General features: G+C 68.6%; 19 protein-coding genes and 1 pseudogene. 6 read left to right on the top strand and 14 right to left on the bottom strand.

What is annotated here, in order from left to right; genetic code table 11:
• Positions 1-2 precede the first annotated feature (2 nt).
• The 10 genes and pseudogenes from cobA to ACZYX4_RS00055 form a co-directional block, all read right to left on the bottom strand.
• Positions 3-1,286 carry a uroporphyrinogen-III C-methyltransferase gene (gene cobA / locus ACZYX4_RS00100; RefSeq protein ID WP_463872808.1) on the bottom strand — a complete coding sequence of 428 codons (1,284 nt, stop codon included), beginning with the start codon at positions 1,284-1,286 and terminating at the stop codon, positions 3-5.
• A gap of 474 nt (positions 1,287-1,760) precedes the next feature.
• Complete coding sequence (locus ACZYX4_RS00095) at positions 1,761-2,696, bottom strand: ABC transporter permease (RefSeq protein ID WP_463872806.1); 936 nt, start codon at positions 2,694-2,696, stop codon at positions 1,761-1,763.
• The gene (locus ACZYX4_RS00090) at positions 2,686-3,411 is read right to left on the bottom strand and encodes an ABC transporter ATP-binding protein (protein WP_463872804.1); all 726 of its coding nucleotides are present in this window, start codon (positions 3,409-3,411) and stop codon (positions 2,686-2,688) included. Before ACZYX4_RS00090 ends, ACZYX4_RS00095 begins: the two co-directional genes overlap by 11 nt.
• Before the next feature lie 54 nt (positions 3,412-3,465).
• The gene (locus tag ACZYX4_RS00085; RefSeq protein WP_463872802.1) at positions 3,466-4,641 is read right to left on the bottom strand and encodes an ABC transporter substrate-binding protein; all 1,176 of its coding nucleotides are present in this window, start codon (positions 4,639-4,641) and stop codon (positions 3,466-3,468) included.
• A gap of 250 nt (positions 4,642-4,891) precedes the next feature.
• Positions 4,892-5,874 (bottom strand): annotated as a pseudogene (locus ACZYX4_RS00080) (RtcB family protein).
• 261 nt (positions 5,875-6,135) lie between these two features.
• Positions 6,136-7,629 carry a sulfate adenylyltransferase subunit 1 gene (locus ACZYX4_RS00075; RefSeq protein WP_463872800.1) on the bottom strand — a complete coding sequence of 498 codons (1,494 nt, stop codon included), beginning with the start codon at positions 7,627-7,629 and terminating at the stop codon, positions 6,136-6,138.
• On the bottom strand, positions 7,629-8,570 hold the full coding sequence (gene cysD, locus ACZYX4_RS00070; protein WP_463872798.1) for a sulfate adenylyltransferase subunit CysD: 942 nt from the start codon (positions 8,568-8,570) through the stop codon (positions 7,629-7,631). Before cysD ends, ACZYX4_RS00075 begins: the two co-directional genes overlap by 1 nt.
• Complete coding sequence (locus tag ACZYX4_RS00065; protein ID WP_463872796.1) at positions 8,567-9,298, bottom strand: phosphoadenylyl-sulfate reductase; 732 nt, start codon at positions 9,296-9,298, stop codon at positions 8,567-8,569. The genes cysD and ACZYX4_RS00065 overlap by 4 nt, the downstream gene beginning before the upstream one ends.
• The gene (locus ACZYX4_RS00060; RefSeq protein ID WP_463872794.1) at positions 9,295-11,043 is read right to left on the bottom strand and encodes a nitrite/sulfite reductase; all 1,749 of its coding nucleotides are present in this window, start codon (positions 11,041-11,043) and stop codon (positions 9,295-9,297) included. The genes ACZYX4_RS00065 and ACZYX4_RS00060 overlap by 4 nt, the downstream gene beginning before the upstream one ends.
• A 187-nt stretch (positions 11,044-11,230) precedes the next feature.
• Entirely contained in the window at positions 11,231-11,965 is a 735-nt protein-coding gene (locus ACZYX4_RS00055; RefSeq protein WP_463872792.1) for a sirohydrochlorin chelatase, read from the bottom strand.
• Between the two features lie 61 nt (positions 11,966-12,026).
• On the opposite strand from ACZYX4_RS00055, the gene ACZYX4_RS00050 reads away from it, so the two are divergent.
• A complete protein-coding gene (locus ACZYX4_RS00050; protein ID WP_463872791.1) occupies positions 12,027-12,698 on the top strand; it encodes a trimeric intracellular cation channel family protein in 672 nt (223 codons plus the stop codon).
• Between the two features lie 14 nt (positions 12,699-12,712).
• Positions 12,713-13,141 carry a hypothetical protein gene (locus tag ACZYX4_RS00045; protein ID WP_463872789.1) on the top strand — a complete coding sequence of 143 codons (429 nt, stop codon included), beginning with the start codon at positions 12,713-12,715 and terminating at the stop codon, positions 13,139-13,141.
• 104 nt (positions 13,142-13,245) lie between these two features.
• On the opposite strand, the gene ACZYX4_RS00040 is transcribed toward ACZYX4_RS00045, so the two are convergent.
• The 4 genes from ACZYX4_RS00040 to ACZYX4_RS00025 form a co-directional block, all read right to left on the bottom strand.
• Positions 13,246-14,067, bottom strand: a complete 822-nt coding sequence (locus ACZYX4_RS00040) for an endonuclease domain-containing protein (RefSeq protein ID WP_463872786.1) — start codon at positions 14,065-14,067, stop codon at positions 13,246-13,248.
• 458 nt (positions 14,068-14,525) lie between these two features.
• A complete protein-coding gene (locus tag ACZYX4_RS00035) occupies positions 14,526-15,626 on the bottom strand; it encodes a polyprenyl synthetase family protein (RefSeq protein ID WP_463872784.1) in 1,101 nt (366 codons plus the stop codon).
• Positions 15,623-16,969, bottom strand: coding sequence for a geranylgeranyl reductase family protein (locus ACZYX4_RS00030; RefSeq protein WP_463872783.1), 1,347 nt, complete (start codon positions 16,967-16,969; stop codon positions 15,623-15,625). The genes ACZYX4_RS00035 and ACZYX4_RS00030 overlap by 4 nt, the downstream gene beginning before the upstream one ends.
• A gap of 26 nt (positions 16,970-16,995) precedes the next feature.
• Complete coding sequence (locus ACZYX4_RS00025; RefSeq protein WP_463872782.1) at positions 16,996-17,796, bottom strand: demethylmenaquinone methyltransferase; 801 nt, start codon at positions 17,794-17,796, stop codon at positions 16,996-16,998.
• A gap of 139 nt (positions 17,797-17,935) precedes the next feature.
• Here ACZYX4_RS00025 and ACZYX4_RS00020 point away from each other — a divergent pair, with 139 nt between their 5' ends.
• The 4 genes from ACZYX4_RS00020 (at position 17,936) to ACZYX4_RS00005 (ending at position 22,318) form a co-directional block, all read left to right on the top strand.
• Complete coding sequence (locus ACZYX4_RS00020; RefSeq protein WP_463872781.1) at positions 17,936-19,396, top strand: isochorismate synthase; 1,461 nt, start codon at positions 17,936-17,938, stop codon at positions 19,394-19,396.
• 185 nt (positions 19,397-19,581) lie between these two features.
• Entirely contained in the window at positions 19,582-20,535 is a 954-nt protein-coding gene (locus ACZYX4_RS00015; RefSeq protein ID WP_463872779.1) for an ABC transporter substrate-binding protein, read from the top strand.
• A 35-nt stretch (positions 20,536-20,570) separates the two neighbouring features.
• A complete protein-coding gene (locus ACZYX4_RS00010) occupies positions 20,571-21,545 on the top strand; it encodes an amino acid ABC transporter permease (protein ID WP_463872777.1) in 975 nt (324 codons plus the stop codon).
• Entirely contained in the window at positions 21,542-22,318 is a 777-nt protein-coding gene (locus ACZYX4_RS00005; protein WP_463872776.1) for an amino acid ABC transporter ATP-binding protein, read from the top strand. The genes ACZYX4_RS00010 and ACZYX4_RS00005 overlap by 4 nt, the downstream gene beginning before the upstream one ends.
• Positions 22,319-22,582 lie beyond the last annotated feature (264 nt).

Below are 22,582 nucleotides of genomic sequence, written 5' to 3'. Positions count from 1 at the left end.
GGCTACTTGGTCAGGACGCGGGTCTGGGTGGTGCGCGGCGCGTTCGGGGAGGTGGTGCTGTAGTCCGCGGTCCTGAAGTGCGACGGCGCAAACGGGCTGACGCGGACCACGTCACCGATCACGATCACGGCGGGGTTCGCGACGCCTGCAGCCTCCGCCTGGTCCGCGATGGTCCCGAGCGTTCCGATGGTCACCCGCTGGTTCGGCAGATAACCATTCTCTACGATGCCAACAGGCGTCCCCGCTGGCAAACCGGCGCGGCCCAGCGAAGCCGCGGAATCGCGCAACTGGCCCACGCCCATGAGCAGGATCACGGTGTGGTCGGCCCGGGCCGGGACTTCGGAGAGCTCCTCGTGGCCGGTGACCACGCTGAAGCCCTTGGCCAGGCCGCGGTGCGTGACCGGGATCCCGGCGGCGGCCGGGACGGAGATGGCTGAGGTGACGCCAGACACCACCTCGACCTCGACGCCGTGCTGCCGGCAGAACTCGGCTTCCTCGCCGCCGCGGCCCAGGACATACGGGTCGCCGCCCTTGAGCCGGACCACGCGGTGTCCCTGCAGGGCCTCGTCGACGAGGATCCGGTTGATCCCGGACTGCGGGACGGGGTGGTGGCCGGGGGTCTTGCCGACCTCGATCACGCGGACGTCGGGGGCGAGTTCGCTGAGGAGCTCGCGCGGGCCCAGGCGGTCCGCGACGACGACGTCGGCCTGGCCCAGCAGCCGCCGGCCGCGGACGGTGATGAGCCCGGAGTCCCCGGGTCCTCCGCCGACGAGCGCGACGGTGCCGGGGGTTGGATCGGCCGGGCTCCGGCGCCGGCGCAGCGGCAGGTCCCCGGTTTCCAGGGCGGTGGCGACGGCGTCCCGCAGGGCCATGGCGCGGCGCGGGTCTCCCCCGGCGTTCACGGCGATCTTGACGTCGTCCACGACGGCGACGGCGGGCGTCCAGGCGGCGGAGGCCTCGTGGTCGGAGGCGTTGACGCACCAGATCCGCTGCGCCTCGGCATCGGCCGATACCTGTGCGTCCACCGCGGCGTTGCCGGTGGCGGTCTGGACGAACCAGACGCCGTCGACGTCGGCCGTGCGGTAGGTGCGCGGCTCCCAGGCGAGCAGGCCGGCGTCGGCGAGGCCGGTCAGGGCCGGGCAGGCCAGAGGCGCGACGACGGAGACTTGGGCGCCGGCGTCGAGCAGTCCCTTGGCGCGGCGTGCGGCGACCGGGCCGCCGCCGACGACCAGCACGGGGCGGCCGAGGAGGCGCAGCGCCGTGGGGTAAATGTCCTGAATTGCCATGCATCGACGATAGGGCGGCGTCATATGGCGGGACAACGGTCCGGAAACACCCGTTCACGCGGGGTAATGCCACGTCACACAGTTGTGGCGGTTGCACGACACGGGGGGATGCCCTGGATGCCGAGGATTCCTTCATCACCCCGGCAAGCGTCCCGGATTCGGTGGCGATTTTCGCCGTGGGTGATCCCGTTCTGAAGCGGCACGGATTCCCTGCCTTCGAGGGCACGGACGCAGTACCCGCGGGCTGGGTGGTTACCCGAAGCACGGACGCCGCCGGTGCCACGCTGACCATCGAATCAAAGAGCCCGGCCTATCTGCGCATCAGCGTCCCGGTGGACTTCCCCATGTGCAGCGCGAACGAGATCCCGCCAAGCTGGCGGCGGTATCTCTGCCAAGAACGCGGGGTCACCTATCGCCCATAAACCAGTCAATTATGGGCCGTAAGTGACCCCGCGTTGCTTGGTGGGGGTGGGGTTAGCGGGTGCTGCCGGCGAGGAGGCCCCGACGGCGGAGCAGGCGTTTCTCGATCGGGCCAAAGACGAGCAGTTCAATCAGGATGCCAACAGCGAGGATCAGCAGGATCGCGGACATGACGATGGTCATGTCGGACAGGTCGCGGCCCTGGTTCAGCATGGAGCCCAGGCCGAATCCGATGGACCCGCCGACGGCGATGATCTCCGCGGCCATCAGCGAGCGCCAGGAGAACGCCCAGCCCTGCTTGAGTCCGCCCAGGTACCCCGGCAATGCGGCGGGAAGGATGATCTGCAGGGCCAGCTGGAGCCGGGACGCGCCCAGGACTTTCCCAACGCTGCGGTACTGCGGCGGGATCTGGTCGACGCCGGAGATCAGCCCGTTGATGATCGAGGGGATGGCGCCCATGAACACCACGAAGTACACGGTGGCGTCGGTGAGGCCGAACCAGATGATCGCCGCTGGCACCCAGGCCACGGAGGGAAGCACCTGGAGCCCGGAAATCAGCGGTCCGAAGGCGCGGCGCAGCGGGGCAACCTGGGCCAAGAGCAGCCCGACCGGGGTGGCGATGGCCACGCTGATCAGGAACCCGATGAGTCCGCGCTGCAGCGAGGTCCAGACCGCATCCTGCAGTTTGCCGTCGGCCCAGAGGTTGCCGAACTGGCCCAGCACATCCAGCGGGCCGGGGACCAGGTCCTGCCGTTTGAAGCCCATCGACACGTAGAGCTGCCAGATGATCAGCAGCACCACAATTGCGGCCACCGGCAGCAGGACCCGGCTCCAGTCGACGCGGGCCGTGCGCACGGCGTCGGACTGCAGTGAATCCAGCCCGGCCTTGAGCTCGCGCAGGTCAGCCGGGCCGGTCGGGGACCGGGTCAAGGCCGCGGTGATGTGGCGGGTCCCGGCGGGCTCCACCAGCGATGTTGGTTTATTTGGCATGGCGGCGGATCTCCTCGCGTAGCCGGGCGGTGATTTCGCCGGTGAGCTGGCCGGCCAGTCCGGCGTCGGTGCGGTGCTCTTCGCTGACGTGCCATTCGCGCACCACGCGGCCGGGCCGGGAGGAGAGCAGCAGCACGCGCTGGCCCAGCCGGACAGCTTCGCGCACGTTGTGGGTGACGAAGACGATGGTGCGCCCGGTTTCCTTCCAGATCCGCTCCAGCTCGTCGTGCAGCAGGTCGCGGGTGATCGCGTCCAGCGCCGCGAACGGCTCGTCCATCAGGAGCAGCTGCCGGTCCTGCGCCAGGGAGCGGGCCAGGGCGACGCGCTGGCGCATCCCGCCGGAGAGCTCGTGCGGGCGTTTGTCCCCCGCACCGCCCAGGTGCACGAGGTCCAGCAGCTCGCCGGCCTTGACCCGGCGCTCGGCCCTCCCGACGCCGCGCAGCTTCAGGGCCAGCTCGATGTTCTCCCGCGCGGTCAGCCAGGGGAACAGCGCAGCGTCCTGGAACATAAACGCGGCTCCGTCGCTCGGCACCTCCAGGGCGCCCGACGTCGGCACCTCCAGGCCCGCCATGATGTTCAGCAGGGTGGACTTGCCGCAGCCGGAGGCGCCGAGCAGGGCGACGAACTCGCCCTGCCCGATGGTGGCGTTGACGTCGTCCAGCACCGGAGCGCCGTCGCCGAAACGCTTGCCCAGGTTTTCCAGTACGACTGGCATGGTCACGTCCTTACTTCTGTTGGCACTTCTGTTGCCGGGCTGGGAAGGAACTGGTTAGTCCTCGCCCAGTCCCTGCGCTGAAATCTTTGTGCCGGTGGCGCCCTCGCCGAGGACGCTGTTCAGGGCCGCCAGGTCGAAGATGCCGGTGATGTCGGCCTGTCTGGTGGTGCCGGCGTCGACGCCGTCCTGGAGCAGTTTCGTGTACGTTCCGGCGAGCGGGTCGACGGTGAAGGCGATGTTCGTCAGCGAACGGTCCATCACGTCAGCGGGCAGGGCCGCGCCGGCGGAGTCCTGGAGCGCGGCGTTGAGGACCGTGGACTTCTCCGCCGCGGGGGCGGCGTTGAGCCAGTCCACGGATTCGACGTGGCCCTTCAGCAGCGCCTTGACCGTGTCCGGGTGCGCGGCGGCGAACTTCTTGTTGACGATCAGGACGGTGGTGATGAACTCACCCTTCTCCCACAGGTCGTTTTCGTCGACCAGGACCTTCGCGCCGGCCTCGAGCACCAGGCGGGAGGCCCAGGGCTCCGGCAGCCACGCGCCGTCGAGCTTTCCGTCCTGGAAGAGCTTCAGGGTCTGGGCGTTCTCGGTGGGGTTGATGGCGACGTCGCCGCTGCCGTCGGTGCTGGTTCGGTAGCCCTGCTGCCCGAGCCAGGCGCGGAGTGCCACGTCCTGGGTGCCGCCGAGCTGCGGCGTCGCGAGCTTCTTGCCTGCCAGGTCAGCGGCTGAGCTGATCCCGGGTTTGACCACCAGCTGCGCCCCGCCGGACGCGGCGCCGGCGATGATGCTGACCGATTCGCCCCTGCTCTTGACGTATGAGTTGAGAGCGGGGTTGGGGCCGATGTAGGTGGCGTCGAGGGCGCCGGCGTTGAGGGCCTCGATCGCGGCGGGGCCGGCGTTGAAGACCTGGGTGCTGAGCCTGGTGTCGCCGAGGCTCTTCGCTATCAGGCCCTGGCTGACCCCGATGAGGGCCGGGGCGTGGGTGATGTTGCCGAAGTAGCCGAGCTTGAGTTCGGCAGCCGGGGTGGCTGCAGGGGCGGCGTCGTTGGTGCGGGACACCGTGGACGCGACGGCGGCGCCGGTGCCGATCAGCAGCACGAGGCCGGCAGCCAGGCCGATCTCCAGGATGCGCCTGCGCCCGGGCGTGGCCGATTCACCGGCGACGATCCTGGTGGTTCCGGGGGTCTGGCCGGGGGTGGTTCCGGGGGTGGGGCTGTTCGGGCGGCGTGACATGCGGAAAGTCCTGTTCCTGGGGGTGCGGGGAGGCCGGGCGGGTAGTCAGCGCCGCCGACATCGCCCCGACGGTGCCCGGCTGCCGGGGCCATGGGAGAGCCGTTCCGTGGGTGTCATTGCTTCACCATAGGGAGTGTGTGGAGCCCGGTTCAACGGCCCGGAAACCCGGGGTCACGGGAGTTCATGCAGCGTCACATGCGGGCCCGCCGTCCGGGCCGCCATCCGGGCTTTGCCTCGGATTCAGGGCGGATTAATCGCCTTTAACGTTGACGAGCTGCCGGAGCTTGTGCCGTATCTTGACCAGGTCCGCGGAGTCGCGCATCACCTGGTCAATGGGTTTGTACGCCGCCGGGATCTCGTCGATGAAGGCCTTGCTGGGCCGGAATTCGATGCCCTGCATGGCGGTCTTCAGCTCGGCCAGGGTGAAGATCTTCTGCGCGGCGTGCCTGGAGTATTCCCGCCCGGCGCCGTGCGGCGAGGAGTTCAGGGACTCGCGGTTTCCCAGGCCCACCACAACGTAGGACGCGGTGCCCATGGAACCGGGAATCAGCCCGGGGTCCCCCGCCTCGGCCCGGATCGCTCCCTTGCGCGAGACCCAGACGGACTTGCCGTAGTGGTGTTCCTTCGCGGTGAAGTTGTGGTGGCAGTTGATCCGTTCGGCCTCCCGGACGGAGCCGCCGGTCCAGGATTCAAACTCCCGGACCACCCGGTCCATCATCTCCTCGCGGTTCAGCAGAGCCACACGGCGTTCGTCTCGTCCGCGCACACCTCGATGAAGTGGTTGCCCGAGCCCAGTGAGCCCAGCTGCAGTGTCCAGTTCGCGGCGTACTGGGCGGGGTCGAAGTGCGCCAGGGCTGCCAGCCGCCGCAGCTGGTCAATCCGGGGTGCGGCGGTGGCGCTGATCGCATGGTTGTAGTGGCCTGCGGACAGCGGAACGGCGTGCTCAATGCCCTCGCGCAGCCGTTTGCGGTCCTTGGGGAGATCCTTCACGGCGTACTGCGTGCGGACGGCGATCATGCCGCAGCCGATGTCAACGCCCACGGCCGCCGGGATGACGGCGCCGAGGGTGGGGATGACGGATCCCACGGTGGCGCCCAGGCCCAGGTGGGCGTCCGGCATCAGCGCCAGGTGCGGATAGATGATGGACAGCTGCGCGGTGGCCAGGGCCTGTTCGCGGGTCTTGTCATCCAGGATCGATGCCCAGTTGAACAGCTTGTTGTTGATGACTTCCACGGCGCCTCCCAGAACGATGATCGTGGCGCACCGGCCGGCTGGCAAGGGTCCTGGACGGCGACTTCGCCGCAAACGCGCGGGATCGCCGTAAGTTTTCCCCGCGAGCCCGCACGTGTCCGGCGACCCGGAGGCGATGAGGGGGCTTCCAGCGCATGACGCCCGCTCCCGCTCCCGAGATACCCCCTGGGAACGGCTACGCCCCGCATTACCGGCGTGGGACAAGGCCGGTACTGCGGGGCGGGGCAGTGCCAGCCACGAAGCTCAGATCGAGTAGCGCTCGTCCTCGTGGTCACCGGGGTGGTCCTTGACGAGGCCGGCGGCGAGGGTGTTGCCGTCCTGCGGGTCGATCACCAGGAACGCCCCGGTGCGGCGGTGGTGCAGGTAGTTCTCCACCGGCAGCGGTGCGGCCAGCCGCAGCTGGGCATGCCCAATGTCGTTGAGCTCCAGCGTGGTGGTGGGCTCGAGCTGGAAGGTGGCGAGGTCCAGCTTCCCGGTCACGTTCCGGACCAGCGCCTGGACCGTGCGGGTGCCGTGCTTGACCAGCACCTTGGCGCCCTCGCGAAGCGGTTTCGGTGAAAGCCAGCACAGCGCGGCGTACAGGTCGGCCGAGGCTTCCGGTATTCCGCCACCGGCAGGCCCGGCCGCCGCGATCGTGTCCCCGCGTGCGACGTCGAACTCGTCCGCCAGGCGCAGGGCCACGGACTGCGGGGCCATGGCCTCGGTGAGCCGCCGTCCCGCGAAGTCGATGCCGGTCACCGTGGTGGTGCGCGGCGCCTGGCCCGGAGTGAGGACGCTGACCTGGTCCCCCAGTTTCACAGAGCCCTCGGTGATCTGGCCGGCGTAGGCGCGGTAGTCGCGGTAGGCCTCGACGTCGAGTCCGCCGGCGACGGCGTCGGGAGCCAGCGCCCCCTGCGGCCGGACCACGAGCTGCACCGGGAAACGGAAGCTCTCCAGGTGGCTTTCGAGTTCGTCCGCGGCCGGCAGGGTCTCCAGGACCTCGAGCAGGGCCGGCCCGCCGTACCAGGGTGTGCGGTCCGAGCGGTCCACGACGTTGTCGCCGTCGAGCGCGGACACTGGAACCACGAAAAGATCGGTAATACCGCCTGTATTTGATTCGTCACGGCCGAGTCCGAGCTCGCGTCCCACCTTCTGCACGTCGGCCTCGATCCCGCGGAATATGGCCTCGCTGAAGTCCACCAGGTCGATCTTGTTCACGGCGACAATCACGTGCGCCACGCGCAGCAGCTGCAGCACGGACAGGTGCCGGCGGGTCTGTTCGAGGACACCCTTGCGGGCGTCGATGAGCACGACGACGGCGTCCGCGGTGGACGCACCGGTCACCGTGTTCTTGGTGTACTGCACGTGCCCGGGGCAGTCCGCGAGGATGAAGCTGCGGCGGTCCGTGGCGAAGTAGCGGTAGGCGACGTCGATGGTGATGCCCTGTTCCCGCTCGGCGCGCAGGCCGTCGGTGAGCAGCGCCAGGTCAATCCGCTGTTTCCCGCTGGGGTCCCCGGCCGCGCCGGCCCCGCCGAAACCGCGCTCCGCGGAGGTGCGGGCGACGGCGTCGAGCTGGTCAGCGAGGATCGCCTTGGAGTCGTGCAGGAGCCGGCCCACCAGGGTGGACTTGCCGTCGTCGACCGATCCGGCGGTGGCGAAGCGGAACAGGGTCCCCACCGGCTCCCTAACCTCGCTTCGCTCGGCCAGGGAACCCTGCCGGCGTGGGCCCACGCCCGATGCCGTGATTGAAGTGCTCATTAGAAATAGCCGTCCTTCTTGCGGTCTTCCATGGCGGCCTCGGAGATGCGGTCATCCGCGCGGGTGGCGCCACGTTCGGTGATGGTGGAGGCGGCAACTTCGATCACGACGTCGCGCACGGTGGCGGCGGCCGATTCCACGGCGCCGGTGCAGGACATGTCGCCGACGGTCCGGTAGCGGACGGTTTTGGTGATGACGCGTTCGGTGTCGCGGGGCTGGGAGACCTCGCCGACCGCGCGCCACATGCCATCGCGGGCGAAGACCTCGCGGTCGTGGGCGTAGTAGAGGTGCGGGAGGTCGATGTTTTCGCGCTCGATGTAGCGCCAGACGTCGAGTTCGGTCCAGTTGCTGATCGGGAACGCGCGGACGTGCTGGCCCACGGTGTGCCGGCCGTTGTAGAGGTTCCACAGCTCGGGACGCTGGTTGCGCGGGTCCCACTGGCCGAACTCGTCGCGCAGGCTCAGGATCCGTTCCTTGGCCCGGGCCTTGTCCTCGTCGCGGCGGCCGCCGCCGAACACGGCGTCGAACTTGTTGCGCTGGATCGCGTCCAGCAGCGGGACGGTCTGCAGCGGGTTGCGGGTGCCGTCGGCACGCTCGGCCAGCTCGCCGGAATCGATGAACTCCTGCACACTGCCGACGACGAGCCTGAGCCCCAGCCGCTCCACGGTCCGGTCCCGGAACTCGAGGACCTCGGGAAAGTTGTGCCCGGTGTCCACGTGCAGCACGGGAAACGGCACCCTGCCCGGCCAGAACGCCTTGGTGGCCAGGTGCAGCATCACCACGGAATCCTTGCCGCCGGAGAACAGCAGCGCAGGCTTCTCAAACTCGGCAACAACCTCGCGGATGATGTGGATCGCCTCGGACTCGAGCGTGTCCAGGCTGGAGAGGCGCGCCGGTGATGCGACGCCGATTGCCCGGTCCTCGATAATTTGTGTGCTCATACGTGAAGTCCGCATTCTGTCTTGTCGGTTCCTGCCCAGCGTCCGGCGCGGGGGTCATCGCCCGGCGCTACCTTGCGGGTGCAGGGCTGGCAGCCAATCGACGGGTAGCCCTGTGACAGCAGCGGGTTGACGGGGAGGAGGAAGTCGTTCGAGTACTGGACCAGCTGGTCAAAGCTCCAGGCCGCAACCGGGTTGACCTTGACCAGGGCGTTGGTCTCGTCCCACGTCACCAGCGGGGTGTTGGTGCGGGTGGGGGCCTCGTCGCGGCGGACGCCGGTGAACCAGAGTTCGTAGCCGGCCAGGGTGCGGCGCAGCGGGGCCACCTTGCGCAGCGCGCAGCACCGGGCGGGGTCGCTGGCGAAGAGGTCCTTGCCGAGCAGCCGGTCCTGCTGCTCCACGGTGCTCTCCGGCAGCACGTCGACGACGGTGACGCGCAGGTTCGCCGCGACCTCGTTGCGGGTCGCGAAGGTTTCCGGGAAGTGGTAGCCGGTCTCCAGGAAGAGCACGTCGACGCCGGGCAGCTGGTCGGCGACGAGCGCCGGCAGGACGGCGTCGGCCATGGAGCAGGCGACGGCGACGGCGGGCAGCTCGAAGTTGCGCGCCACCCAGGCGATCACCTCGCGGGCCGGGGCGTCCCAGCCGAGCTCGGCGGCGCCGGATTCGGCGACGGCCTTGAGTTCGTCGTGGGTGCGGAGCACGGGGTCCGCGCCCAGGGCGTGCCTGCTCACAGCAGGTCATCCTCGTCCGCCGCGAAGGCCCACTCGGCGAAGGTCTGGCCCTCGGAGTGGCTGGCCACGAACTTCCGGACCACGCGCTCCACGTAGTCGGGAAGGTCATCCGCCGTGACCTTGAGGCCGCGGACGGTGCGTCCGAGGCCCGCTTCCTCGCGGCTGTCGGAGGCCAGCCCGCCGCCAAGGTGGACCTGGAACCCCGGGGTGGGGCCGCCGTCGGGCGTGGGAAGCATCATGCCCTTGAGGCCGATGTCCGCGGTCTGGATCCGGGCGCAGGAGTTGGGGCACCCGTTGATGTGCAACGACAGTGCCTGCGGGAGCTGCCGGGTCTCGACCAGGTCGGCGAGGCGGCGTTCCAGCTCGGCGACGGCGGTGGCGGCCGTGAGCTTGGTTTCGACGATGGCGAGCTTGCAGTATTCGATCCCGGTGCAGGCGATGGTGCCGCGGCGGAACACCGACGGGCGGGCGGAGAGGCCCAGGGCGTCGAGTTCGGCGACGAGGGGTTCCACCTGGTCTTTGGGCACGTCGAGGACGACGAGCTTCTGGTGCGGGGTGGTGCGCAGCCGGTGCGAGCCGCGGGCTTCCAGGGTGTCGGCGAGCTTCACGAGCTGGCCGCCGGAGAGGCGTCCGGCCAGCGGGGTGGCGCCGATGAAGAACCTGCCGTCCTTCTGCTCGTGCACGCCGATGTGGTCGCCCGGGGTGGAGGGCTTGGGCGCGGCCGGGCCGTCGTCGAGCTTGTAGCCGAGGTATTCGTCCTCGAGGACCCGGCGGAACTTCACCGGGCCCCAGTCGGCCAGCAGGAACTTCAGCCGGGCCTTGGTGCGCATGCGCCGGTAGCCGTAGTCGCGGAAGATGCTGGTGACGCCGAGCCAGACGTCGGCGGCCTGGTCCGGTCGGACGAAGGCGCCGAGGCGCTTGCCCAGCATCGGGTTGGTGGAGAGCGCGCCGCCCACCCAGAGGTCGTAGCCGACGCCGAGCTCGGGATGGACCAGGCCCACCAGGGCGACGTCGTTGATCTCGTGTACGACGTCCTGGCTGGGGTGGCCGGTGATGGCGGTCTTGAACTTGCGCGGCAGGTTGGCCAGTTCCGGGTCGCCGATGAACCGCTCGGCGAGCTCGTGGATCAGCGGCGTCGGGTCAATGATCTCGTCCCTGGCGATGCCGGCGACCGGGGAGCCGAGGATGACGCGGGGCACGTCGCCGCAGGCTTCCGTGGTGGACAGGTCCACCGCTTCGAGGCGGCGCCAGATTTCCGGGACGTCCTCGACCCGGATCCAGTGCAGCTGGATGTTCTGGCGGTCGGTGAGGTCGGCGGAGTCGCGGCCGAAGTCGACGGAGATCTGGCCGATGACGCGCAGCTGCCCGGTGGTGAGGGCGCCGCCGTCGATCCGGACCCGCAGCATAAAGTATTTGTCCTCGAGCTCGTGCGGTTCGAGCGTGGCGGTCTTGCCGCCGTCGATCCCGGGCTTGCGCTGGGTGTAGAGACCCCACCAGCGGAAGCGGCCGTGCAGGTCCGTGCCGTCGATCGAATCGAAGCCGTGCTTGGAGTAGACGGACTCGATCCGCTCGCGGACGTTGAGGCCGCTGTCCTCCTGCTTCCAGGTTTCGTTGGCGTTCAGCGGCGCGGTGCCGTCCACTTTCCACTGCCCGTGCGGCTTGGCGGCGGGGCGGGAGGTGGGGCGCTTGGTGCGGGCCGGGGACCCCTGGTCCGCGGGCGCTCCGGCTAGAGCTGTATCAGTCATGGATCGACTGTAGGGGTGGCCGTAATGCCGTTTCAAAGGTCCGGAAACGCGGGGTCACCCTGGGCAACAAATCGTCACGAAGCGTCGGCGGGCCTTGAAGTGGCGGGGGCCGTGTGCATGGCGCGGGGTGCGGTTCAGGCGCCGGCCGCGCCCCAGGCGGATCAGGCGCCGGCGGCGAGGGCGCGCGTCAGGCGCCGGCGGCGAGGGCGGCGTCGTAGCGTTCCAGCGCGATTTCGGCGAGCACCGGGGACGGCAGCAGCGCCGCGGTGACGAGGTCCGCGCCGGCCTTGTGGAGCTGGTCGTGGAAGAAGCCCGGGGCCAGCAGGTAGGCCGCGATGACCACACGGCCGCCCGGGTCCACTGCCCCGGCGGGCTCCCCCGCGCCGGCGCCGCCGGCGGCCTCCTCGCGGAGCATGGCCACGGCCTCGGGCACCGACGGCTTCGCGGACGCCCCGTACGCGGCGACGATGCGGTTGGACCGCAGGGCACGCAGCTGGCCCGTGAGTTCCTCGACATTCTGCGCGGCGGTGGGGTCGGAGGACCCGGCAGCGGCGAGGATCACGGCGTCGTTGTCGGTCACGCCGGCCTCCCGGAGCCGGACGTCCAGCAGCGCCGCGAGCCGCGGATCGGGCCCCAGCGGGGCGGCCGCGCGGGTGTCCGGGCGGCTCGTGACGGCCCGGGCGATGTCCACCTTGACGTGGTACCCGACGCTGAGCAGCAGCGGGACCACGACGGCGGCCTCCCCCGCCGGCAGGCCCGCGACGACGTCCGGCAGCCCGGGGTCCTGGACGTCGACGTGGGCCGCGCGGACGTCGAGTCCGGGCCGCAGCGCGGCGATCCCGTCCCGGAGGGCGTTGACTTCGGCGGCACCCTCGGTGCTGGAGGTGCCGTGGGCGCAGGCGATCAGGATGGGGCTATTCATAGCCGTTAGCGTAGCCTTGGAGCCGCCCCATCCGCCCCCTGATATCCCACCGGGACCCTCCATGACTTTTTCCTTCAGCGCTGTCCTGCTCTGGCTGGACCTGGCCGGTGTCTTCTTCTTCGCGGTCTCCGGATCCCTGCTCGCGGCGCGGAAACAGTTCGACATCATCGGCTCCCTGCTGCTGGCCTCGGTGGTGAGCCTGGGCGGCGGCGTCATCCGCGACATCATCATCAACGCCGGACCGCCAGCGGCCTTCACCAACCCGGCCTACCTGGCGCCGCCACTGCTGGCCGCGGCGCTGGTCTACTTCCTGTTCTCCAGTGTCCAGCGCTACACCTCGCTGCTCATCCTGTTCGACGCCGGCGGCCTGGCCCTCTTCTGCATCACCGGAACCCTCAAGGCGATGGCCGCCGGGATGAACCCGATTTCTGCGGTGCTCCTTGGGGTCACAACGGCGGTGGGCGGCGGACTGCTGCGCGACATCACCGCCAATGAGGTGCCGCAGCTGTTCGACCCGAAGGACATCTACGCGCTGCCGGCGTTTGCGGGGGCGGCACTGACCATGGCCCTGTCCGTCACCGGCACCTTCAATGCGGTCACCGCGGGGGCCGTTGCGGCCCTCGTTTTCGCCTTCCGCGTCACGGCCTGGCGGCGCCAGTGGCACGTTCCGCTGGCGGTCCACGGCTGGCACCGGTTCGGCCTGGGCGCGGCGAATGGCGGGCCCCGGGATTAGCTAGGATAAGTACTATGACTGACATGTTCCTCGAGAAGTTCCGCGCGCTTGTTCCAAAGTATCTCGAAGACGAATGGCAGGAAGAGGATGGCCTCCAGACCGGGGAGCTGGACGAGGCTCTCGCCGAGCACCAGTTCCAGGTGCCGATGGTGCTGCGGGAGTTCTACCTCGCGGTCGGCGGCTGCGAGGACATCATGGAGGCGTACCACTACTTCTGGGACCCCGAAGAGCTGGAAGTCGATGACGAAGGCTTCCTCATGTTCCTCGAGGACGAGGAAGAACAGTTCACCTGGGGATTCCGGGTCGGCGACCTCAGCGTCCCGGACCCGATCGTGTACCGCCGCAACAACGCCCGCGGCCAGTGGAAGAGCGAAGAAGGCACGTTCTCCGAGTTCGTCTTCGACATGTTCGAGTGGGCGTTCAACGGCGAGGACGAGGACTAGGCTCCTCTGGCCGGCGGATTCTCCCCACCTTTGACTGGCGCAACCCGCGTGTTGCCCCGAACCGCCGGGGATTCCCGGCGTCGGGAAGCCACAAGTGGGGAATCTCAGCGCACCACCCGGCCCCGCAGAACCTGCCACACTTCCCGGACGATCTTCTGCGGGTTGTAGACAACGTCCTGGTACCCGTACCGGAGTACGGCGTAGCCGGTGAGTGTGCTGGCATTGTTCCTCAGGCGGTCTTTCTTGACCTGCCGGGCTTCCAGGTGTGTGCTTCCATCGATCTCCACGATAAGGAAGCCTTCCAGCAGGAAATCCACGATGCCGATTCCCGGCAGGTCCATCTGCGTCTGGGTGAAGATCCCTTCACTCCGGAACAGCAGCCTGGCCACAACTTCTATCGCGGAGTCCGCGGTTCCGTCGACCAGCCCCAGGACCCTGCGTGCCCCTCCGTTTCGGTTTCCCGGAAGACGTTCCCCGAGATAGCCGAGCGTGGTGCGGCCCTGAACCAGGGCGCTTTCGACCATGACCGCGGCTTCCACGGCTGGCAGGCATCGCACGGCATGCAGCAACGAGTCGGTCAACCCGGCCACCGGGCGGGGGAAATCCGGCGGCACCACACTGCCACGATGAACCACGACGCCGACAGCCGAGCCATGCCGGCACAGCAGATGCGGCCGCTCCGGGGCAAAAAGTCTCCAGAGCCCGTGGTGCGGGGCCGCCGAGGCGCAGCACAGCAGGCCGTTGGCCAGCACGGCGGCAACGAGGTCCGGCTGCGCACCGTGCAGCGCCACTACTCCGTGCCGCAACCGCACCGCCTGCCCGGCAGCCAGGGTGCTCCTGATGGTCCGTTCGGTGAATCCGGCCTGCAACAGCGTCGCCGTCCGGGCCACCGAGCCGGCGTATTTCAAGTACTCGGTGAGGTCCATGACTCCAGCAGACCCGGCGGTGACCACGTCCTAGACCCGGCGGTTGGACTATGTGGACAAACTCCCCGCCGGATTTCCCCACTTATCAGACACCCCCACGGCGTGCCGCAGCGACAGGCCAGGGGTTCGGTCATTGAAACGTTGATACGTGGGGAAAGTCCGCCGGGAATCACCCAACAATCCTGTGACAAGCAATTTACACAGACCATAGACAGCGTGACATTTCTGTCATATGCTCATTCATGGGTTCACCAAATGCCTCCGGTGGATCTGATGCGAACGGAGAAATGGCCCCGGTTCGACACAACGGATGACTGGAAACGTTGTAACGAACCGGGGCCATTCCGTTTAAGCCGGAGAACCCGCTATGGGGGAAGCGCCGGGAGTGCCGCCGCCGGCGGCCCGCGCCAGGGCAGCAGCTGCCAGGTGCCCCGCCTACCGAAGAAACCCCGCCAAGCTCAGCTGGCGCGGTCCACCACGGCCAGCGCGAAGTTGCTCAGCGAGGTCTTGACCACACCCTCGGGCAGCGGCGCGAGGGCGGCAATCGCCTCGTCGGCCCAGGCCCGGGCCACCACCCAGGATTCCGCCGTGACGGGGTGTTCCCGCAGGCCGGCGACGGCGGCTGCGAGGGCCTCGTCGGAGCTGAGGTCGCCGTCGATGAGCTTCAGGAGTTCGAAGGCGGACTGGTCGCCGGCCTCGGCCTTTTTGCGCAGCAGCAGCACGGGCAGCGTCGGCACACCTTCGCGCAGGTCGGTGCCCGGGGACTTGCCGGACTTGACCTTAACGCCGGTGACGTCGATGACGTCGTCGGCGAGCTGGAAGGCCACTCCCACCTTCTCGCCGTACTCGACCAGCATCGGCTCGTAGGCTTCGTCGGCGCCGGAGAAGATCGCGCCGAGCTGACCGGAGGCCGCCACGAGCGAACCGGTCTTGTCCGCGATGACCGAGAGGTAATGCTCCACCGGGTCCTCGTCCGGGCGCGGGCCCACGGTTTCGTGCAGCTGGCCCAGGCAGAGCCGTTCAAAGGTGCGGGCCTGGATGCCCAGCGCGCGGGACCCGAGTTCGGAGACCAGGATGGACGCGCGGGCAAAGATCAGGTCGCCGGTCAGGACCGCGACGGAGTTGCCCCAGACCTCGTGGGCCGTGGGGGCGCCGCGGCGGAACGGCGCGGAGTCCATCACGTCGTCGTGGTAGAGCGTCGCCAGGTGGGTCAGTTCAACGACGACGGCGGCCTGCACCACGGCGGGCCGGGAGGCATCACCGAGGTGGGCGCAGAGCAGCGTCAACAAAGGCCGGATGCGCTTGCCGCCGGCTTCCACGAGGTGGCGCGACGTCGCGTCAGCCAGCGGATCGGAGTTGGCAATGGCTTCGCGCAGCTTCTTCTCCACGCGGGCCAGGTTGGTGGTGATCGCAGGCCCCAGTTCGGGGTCCCCGGCGATCGCGGCAAAGCCGGCCGGCAGCTGCAATCCGGTGGCGATCGCGGTGGTGTTGAGGCTGGGCTCGGAGCTCGGCAGGCCGTGTCCGGCGTGCGTCCAGCTTTGGTCTGCAGAGTTGGTCACGGGTTAACCCTAACTTTTGTTGCGGAAACCGGGGAGTTGGTGCTGGTGTGAGAAGGGGCGCCCTGGTTGGACGTCGCCGGGACCAGCGATTCCAGCACCCGGATGACGCGGTCCTCGAAGCCCTTGGCCGCGGGATCGGTCAGGTTGGCCAGCAGCCGGACCACGAAGCGCATCAGGACAGGAATGGGCATGCCCGTCCGGAGGGCCAGTTTCATCACGGCCGGCTTGCCGATCAGGGCCGCGAAGGCCCGGCCCAGGGTGAAGTGCGACCCCCACTGGTCCCGCACGTAGTCCGCGTACCGGGCGAGGTGCGCGTCGGCGTCGGCCTCGCTCCAGCCGGCCGAGGCCGAGCGGGCGGCGCCGTCGATGATGAACTCGGCCGCGAACCGGGCGGACTCCATGGCGTAGGAGATGCCCTCGCCGTTGAACGGGGAGACCATGCCGCCGGCGTCGCCGAGCAGCAGCAGGCCGGGCGAGTAGTGCGGGGTGCGGTTGAAGCCCATCGGCAGCGCGGCGCCGCGGATCTCGCCGACCTGGTTCTCCGGGGTGAAGCCCCACTCGGCGGGCATGCCGGCGGTCCATTCGCGCAGGACCTGCTTGTAGTCCAGCTTGCCGAATTCCTTGGACGAGTTCAGGATCCCCAGGCCCACGTTGGAGGTGCCGTCGCCGACGCCGAACACCCAGCCGTAGCCGGGCAGCAGCTTTCCGTCGCGGCCGGGGAGTTCCAGCCAGCCTTCCATCCAGTCGTCGTCGTGCCGCGGGGAGGTGAAATAGGTGCGGACGGCGACGCCGAGCGGCCGGTCATCGCGCTTGCCGATGCCCAGCGACACGGCGGTGCGGCTGGAGTTCCCGTCCGCAGCGAGCACAACGTCGGCGGCGAAGTCCCGGGTCTCCCCCGTCTTGCGGCCGGATTCGTCCAGCAGGGCCGCGCGGACCCCGGTGACGCGGCCGTCGTCGGAGCGCAGTGCCTCGGTGACGCTGTGGCGTTCGAGCACGACGGCGCCCGCGGACCGGGCGTGCCGGGCCAGTTCCTCGTCGAAGCCCAGGCGGGTGCGGATCAGGCCGTACTGCGGGAAGTCGGAGACCTCGGGCCAGGGCAGTTCGATGCTGCGGCCGCCGGCCAGCAGTCGCAGGCCCTTGTTGCGGCGCCAGCCCTCAGCTTCGGGGTGCGGCAGGCCGAGCTTCTGGATCTCGCGGACGGCGCGGGGGGTGAGTCCGTCGCCGCAGACCTTTTCGCGGGGGAAGCTGGTTTTTTCCAGCACCGTGACGTCGATGCCCGCCTGCGCCAGGTAATAGGCGGCAGTGGATCCGGCCGGACCGGCTCCGACGATCAGTACTTTCACGGTGTCACTTTCACGGCGGCGACGGGCTAACGCGCGGGCCGGATGATGTTGCGGCGCAGCTTCGCCACCGGTCCGGTGTGGTTCGCCAGCGCCTTCGCGCCCGCGGCAGGGTCCGTTGCGGGGCCGGCCCCGGCGCCGGGCTTGACGGCGCGGTGCACGGCGACGATCCCGCCGCTGAGGTTGCGGTAGGAAACCTTGTCCCAGCCGGATTCCTGCAGCCAGGCGGCGAGGTGGTCCTGGTCCGGCCAGGCGCGGATGGACTCGGCGAGGTAGACGTAGGCGTCCGGGTTGGAGGCGACCTTGACGGCGATCGCGGGCAGGGCGCGCATGAGGTATTCGGTGTACATGGTGCGCCACAGCGGCACCACGGGCTGGGAGAACTCTGCGATGACCAGCTTGCCGCCGGGCTTGGTGACCCGCAGCATCTCGGCCAGGGCCTTCTTCGGTTCGTTGACGTTGCGCAGCCCGAAGGAGATGGTGCTGGCATCGAAGGTGTTGTCCGCGAACGGCAGGCGTGTGGCGTCACCGGCGATGAAGTCGATGTCGGGGCGGCGGCGCTTGCCGACCTTGAGCATGCCGAGGGAGAAGTCGCAGGCGATCACGTCGATGCCGGCGTCGGCATACGGTTCGCTGGAAGTGCCGGTTCCGGCGGCGAGATCGAGCACCCGCTGGCCGCTCTTCACCTCCATGGCTTCGACCACAATCTTGCGCCATCGGCGCGTCTGTCCCATCGACAGGACATCGTTGACGACGTCGTATTTGGGGGCGACGTCGTCAAACATCGTGGCTACTTCGTCCGGACGCTTATCCAAGGATGCTCGGTTCACCCTGTCATTGTCTCAAATGATCAGCACACGCCCTAACCGGCGCCCAACTCGCCCAACCACGCCCTGAACTGGGGCTGAACCGGGCCTCCGCGGCGCCGGGGCGGGTCCTCCGGCGGTGCGGGAGTAGTGTTGTCTCACTATGACGAGCGCGTTCCGAACCTTGACAGTCCCCCTCGATGCAGAATCATTCCCCGGGGGGCTGCCGTCGTTTCTGGTCCGGGACGACCTCCTCTGCTGGACCCGCCGCGAAGCCGGCCTGGTCGGCTTCGGCGAGGTGGCCCGGTTCACCGCCACGGGACCCGAGCGTTTCCTCGAGGCGGACATTTGGTGGCGCCACCTGGTCCTCGAGGCCGAGATCGATGATCCCGTGGGCTGGCCCGGCACCGGCCCCGTCGCGTTCGGCTCCTTCGCCTTCTCCAAAGCCTCCGCGCACGCCTCAAGGCTGATCGTTCCCGAAATCGTCGTCGGCCTGCGTGACGGCAAGGCCTGGCTCACCCAGATGACGTTCGACGACGGCGGCCTCACCGCAGCGGGCGCCCGCGCCGCGCTGGACCGCTGGCTGGCCGGTGGACGTGCTGCCGGCACGCCGGCGGACGGCCCGACGCCGGGATCCGGCACTGCCGCAATCGGCACCGCTGCGGACGGCACCGCCGGCAACGGCACCGCCGGCAACGGCACCGCCGGGAACGGCACCCAGGCCGGCGTCGCCACCCAGCCTGGCGCCGCCGTCGTGCGTCCTGTGCCGCTGGCCGCCGGGGCGACGCTGCACACCGGTTCCCTCAGCGAGGAAGACTGGATGGCGGCTGTGGCCGCGGGCGTGGCGGAAATCCGCACCGGGGCGCTGGAGAAGCTGGTGCTGGCCCGCGACATCGTGGCCACCGTCCCGGCCGGGGTCAATGCCGCCGAGATCCTGCGCCAGCTTGCCGTCCGCTACCGCGAATGCTGGACCTACGGGGTGGACGGGCTCGTGGGCGCGACCCCGGAGATGCTGATCCAGGTGGAGGGCCGCACCGCGCAGGCCCGCGTCCTGGCCGGCACCCTGGACCGCCGCGACGCCGACGGGATGGACGGCTCGCCGCTGGAGTTCGCCGAGCGCGTGCTGGCTGGATCCGAGAAGCAGCGGCATGAACACGACATCGCCATCGCGTCGCTGACCACGCAGCTGGCACCGTTCTCGGAAGCGATGAACGCCCACAGCGAACCCTTCATCCTGGAGCTGCCCAACGTCTGGCACCTCGCCTCGGACGTCAAAGCGGAGCTCGCCGAGGTGGAGGGCCATGTGCCCACCTGCCTCGCGCTGATTAATGCCCTGCATCCCACGGCGGCGGTCTGCGGCACACCGACCACCGTGGCGGGCGCGCTGATCCGCAAGCTGGAGCACCTGGACCGCGGCCCCTACGCCGGACCGGTCGGCTGGCTCGACGCGGCCGGCAACGGCGAATGGGGCATCGCGCTGCGCGGCGCCGTCATCGAGTCCCCGGACACCGTGCGGCTGTACGCCGGCTGTGGCATCGTCGAGGGCTCCGTGCCGGAAGCCGAACTCGCCGAAACCTGGGCGAAGTTCCGGCCCATGCTGGAGTCCCTCGGCATCAGCAGCTAGAGTCCGGGAATTCCGGTTCCTCAATCCGGGATTTCAGACACTCCAGCGTGTGAAAGTCTTGCGTTCAACCCCGAAACAGTTATCCCATAGTGAAACTTAGTTTCCTGTGACGCACATCTCTTGTTCGGCGATACACTATAAACCAACTCAGTTATGCACCCCTCCTGCGACGAAAAGGTAAGAAAATGCAGATCTCCCGTTCGCTCCTGGGCACCTCCACCCTCAAGGCAGCCACCATGCTTGCCATCGGCGCACTGTCTCTGTCCGCCTGCACCAACGCCTCCGAATCCGGAACCCCCGGCGCGGCGACGCCGTCCGGCAGCGCTGCGGCCAGTTTCGACCCCGGCACCGTCCAGAAGGACGACGCCCTGGCGGCCATGGTGCCGGAGGCCATCAAGTCCAAGGGCACCCTGACCGTGGGCTCGGATACCACCTACGCCCCCGCGGAATTCCTCGGCAACGACGGCCAGACCCCCGTGGGCTACGACGTCGACATCGCCAAGGCGATCGGCGCCACCCTGGGCCTGAAGGTCCAGGTCCAGACGTCCGAATTCACCGGCATCCTCCCGGCCCTGGGCCCGAAGTACGATCTCGGCATCTCCTCCTTCACGATCAACCCGGAGCGGCTCGAAGCGGTCAACATGGTCAGCTACTTCAACGCCGGCACCGCCTGGGCCGTGCAGAAGGGCAACCCGAAGAAGATCTCCCTCGATGACCTCTGCGGCAAGTCCGTCGGTGTGCAGACCGGTACCGTCCAGGAAGATCCGGACCTGACGGACCGGAGCAAGAAGTGCGAGGCCGAGGGCAAGCAGCCCATCAACATCGTGACGCTCAAGAACCAGACGGACATCACCACCCGGCTGGTCAACGGCAGCGTCGAAGCGATGGCAGCCGATTCGCCGATCATTGGCTACGGCATCACCCAGACCAACGGCCAGATCGAAAAACTCGGCGACGTCTACGATTCCGCCCCGCAGGGGATCGCTGTGGCCAAGTCGGACATGGCCCTGGCCGAGGTCATCCAGAAGACCGTCAGCAAGCTCATCGAGGACGGCTCGTACAAGAAGATCCTGGAAGGCTGGGGTAACGCCGACGGCGCCATCACCAAGTCCGAGGTCAACCCGGCGGTCGGCTCTTGAGTCTTCCCGCAACCGGCCACACACCAGGTGCACAGATGGACAGTGATCAGGGCAAGGACGAGGCACCGGTAGTACTAAACAAGCCGGTGCCCGTCCGGCACCCGGGCCGCTGGATCAGCGCCATCATCATCCTCGGCGCGCTCGCGCTGTTCCTGCAGAGCCTGTTCACCAACCCCAATTTCCGCTGGGACATCGTCGGGACCTACATCCTTGATACCAAGGTGATTCAGGGTGTCGGCTGGACGCTGCTGCTGACCGTGGCCTCCATGGTCCTGGCCATTGTCCTGGCCGTCCTTCTGGCCTTCATGCGCCAATCGGAGAACCCGGTGCTCCGCTCGTCCAGCTGGGCCTGGGTCTGGTTCTTCCGCGGCACTCCGGTGTACACCCAGTTGGTGTTCTGGGGCCTGATCTCCGTCCTGTACCCCAAGATCACCGCCGGCGTCCCGTTCGGACCCGAGTGGTTCAGCCTGGACACGAGCGCTGTGATCACAACCACGGCCGCGGCCATCCTGGGCCTGGGCCTGAACGAGTCAGCCTACCTGGCGGAAATTTTCCGGGCCGGCCTCAAGTCAGTGGACCGCGGCCAGGAGGAAGCTGCCGAGGCCCTGGGCATGGGCAAGACCAAGATCATGTGGCGGATCGTCCTGCCGCAAGCCATGCGGGTGATCGTGCCGCCTACCGGCAACGAGACCATCGGCATGCTCAAGACCACCTCCCTGGTCCTGGCCGTGCCGTTCACCCTGGACCTGACGTTTGCCACGAACACCCTGGCCAACCGGACCTATCTGCCGGTGCCTCTGCTGATCGTGGCGGCTATCTGGTACCTCGTGATCACCAGCGTGTTGATGGTGGGCCAGCATTACATTGAGGCCTACTACGGCAAGGGAGTGGACAACCTTGCTCCGGCCGCGATCAACCCGGCGGCAGCCAAGGCCGCCCGCGCCGGTGCGCCGAGCGGCACGGCCGGGCCCGCCGTGACGAAGAACTTTCCCGTGGAGGAGGCAAAATGACGATTACCACTGAGACACCGCTGGTGCGGATCGAGGGCCTCCACAAGTTCTACGGCCACCACCACGTGCTGCGCGGCATCGACCTGGAGGTGAACCGGGGCGAGGTGTCCGTGGTCATCGGCCCGTCCGGGTCCGGCAAGTCCACCATGCTGCGGTGCATTAACCTGTTGGAGACCATCAGCGCGGGCCGTATCTCCGTGGGCGGGAAGCTGATCGGCTACCGCGAAGTCAACGGCCGGCTTCATGACCTCACAACCAAGGAGATCGCCTCCCAGCGCCGCGAGATCGGCATGGTGTTCCAGCGCTTCAACCTGTTCCCGCACAAGACAGCCCTCTACAACGTCATGGAGGCACCGGTCCAGGTCAAGGGCCAGTCCCGGGATGCTGCCCGGAAGCGGGCCATGGAACTGCTGGACCGCGTGGGGCTCTCGGACCATTCCGGCCACTACCCGTCGCAGCTTTCCGGCGGGCAGCAGCAGCGGGTGGCCATTGCCCGCGCCCTCGCCATGGATCCGGAGCTGATGCTCTTCGATGAACCCACCTCCGCGCTGGACCCCGAGCTGGTGGGCGATGTCCTGAACGTCATGAAGGACCTCGCCAAGTCAGGCATCACCATGATTGTGGTGACCCACGAGATCGGCTTTGCCCGTGAAGTTGGCGACCGCCTGACGTTCATGGACGACGGCGTCGTGGTGGAATCCGGCGATCCCCAGAAGGTCCTGACCAACCCGCAGCATCCCCGCACCAAGGAGTTCCTCAGCCGGGTGCTGTAGTTCCGGTAACCCGCGCCGATTTCGGACAGCCGCTACGTGGATCCACGTGGCGGCTGTCCGTTTTCATAGCGGATTCACTCAGCCCGCGCCCCGGACCCTGGCCGCCGCCGCGGCACGCCCGCGGTGCGTGTGCACACCCTGACGCACCTCGACATCGCAGAGTAGCCAGCCGCGGGCGTACGCCCCAACCCACGCCGACATAGCAGAGTAGCCAGCCGCGGGCGTACGCCCCAACCCACGCCGACATAGCAGAGTAGCCAGCCG

The organism is Pseudarthrobacter leeuwenhoeki, from assembly GCF_055412885.1.
Note: the sequence above shows the minus strand (reverse complement) of the source record. Positions and strands in the feature narration are given on the sequence as shown.

Bases quoted from the DNA above. Each gene is read 5' to 3' on its own strand.
- cobA (WP_463872808.1), bottom strand. From the start codon at position 1,286: ATGGCAATTCAGGACATTTACCCCACGGCGCTGCGCCTCCTCGGCCGC.
- ACZYX4_RS00095 (WP_463872806.1), bottom strand. From the start codon at position 2,696: ATGCCAAATAAACCAACATCGCTGGTGGAGCCCGCCGGGACCCGCCAC.
- ACZYX4_RS00090 (WP_463872804.1), bottom strand. From the start codon at position 3,411: ATGCCAGTCGTACTGGAAAACCTGGGCAAGCGTTTCGGCGACGGCGCT.
- ACZYX4_RS00085 (WP_463872802.1), bottom strand. From the start codon at position 4,641: ATGTCACGCCGCCCGAACAGCCCCACCCCCGGAACCACCCCCGGCCAG.
- ACZYX4_RS00075 (WP_463872800.1), bottom strand. From the start codon at position 7,629: ATGAGCACTTCAATCACGGCATCGGGCGTGGGCCCACGCCGGCAGGGT.
- cysD (WP_463872798.1), bottom strand. From the start codon at position 8,570: ATGAGCACACAAATTATCGAGGACCGGGCAATCGGCGTCGCATCACCG.
- ACZYX4_RS00060 (WP_463872794.1), bottom strand. From the start codon at position 11,043: ATGACTGATACAGCTCTAGCCGGAGCGCCCGCGGACCAGGGGTCCCCG.
- ACZYX4_RS00055 (WP_463872792.1), bottom strand. From the start codon at position 11,965: ATGAATAGCCCCATCCTGATCGCCTGCGCCCACGGCACCTCCAGCACC.
- ACZYX4_RS00050 (WP_463872791.1), top strand. From the start codon at position 12,027: ATGACTTTTTCCTTCAGCGCTGTCCTGCTCTGGCTGGACCTGGCCGGT.
- ACZYX4_RS00045 (WP_463872789.1), top strand. From the start codon at position 12,713: ATGACTGACATGTTCCTCGAGAAGTTCCGCGCGCTTGTTCCAAAGTAT.
- ACZYX4_RS00040 (WP_463872786.1), bottom strand. From the start codon at position 14,067: ATGGACCTCACCGAGTACTTGAAATACGCCGGCTCGGTGGCCCGGACG.
- ACZYX4_RS00020 (WP_463872781.1), top strand. From the start codon at position 17,936: ATGACGAGCGCGTTCCGAACCTTGACAGTCCCCCTCGATGCAGAATCA.
- ACZYX4_RS00015 (WP_463872779.1), top strand. From the start codon at position 19,582: ATGCAGATCTCCCGTTCGCTCCTGGGCACCTCCACCCTCAAGGCAGCC.
- ACZYX4_RS00010 (WP_463872777.1), top strand. From the start codon at position 20,571: ATGGACAGTGATCAGGGCAAGGACGAGGCACCGGTAGTACTAAACAAG.
- ACZYX4_RS00005 (WP_463872776.1), top strand. From the start codon at position 21,542: ATGACGATTACCACTGAGACACCGCTGGTGCGGATCGAGGGCCTCCAC.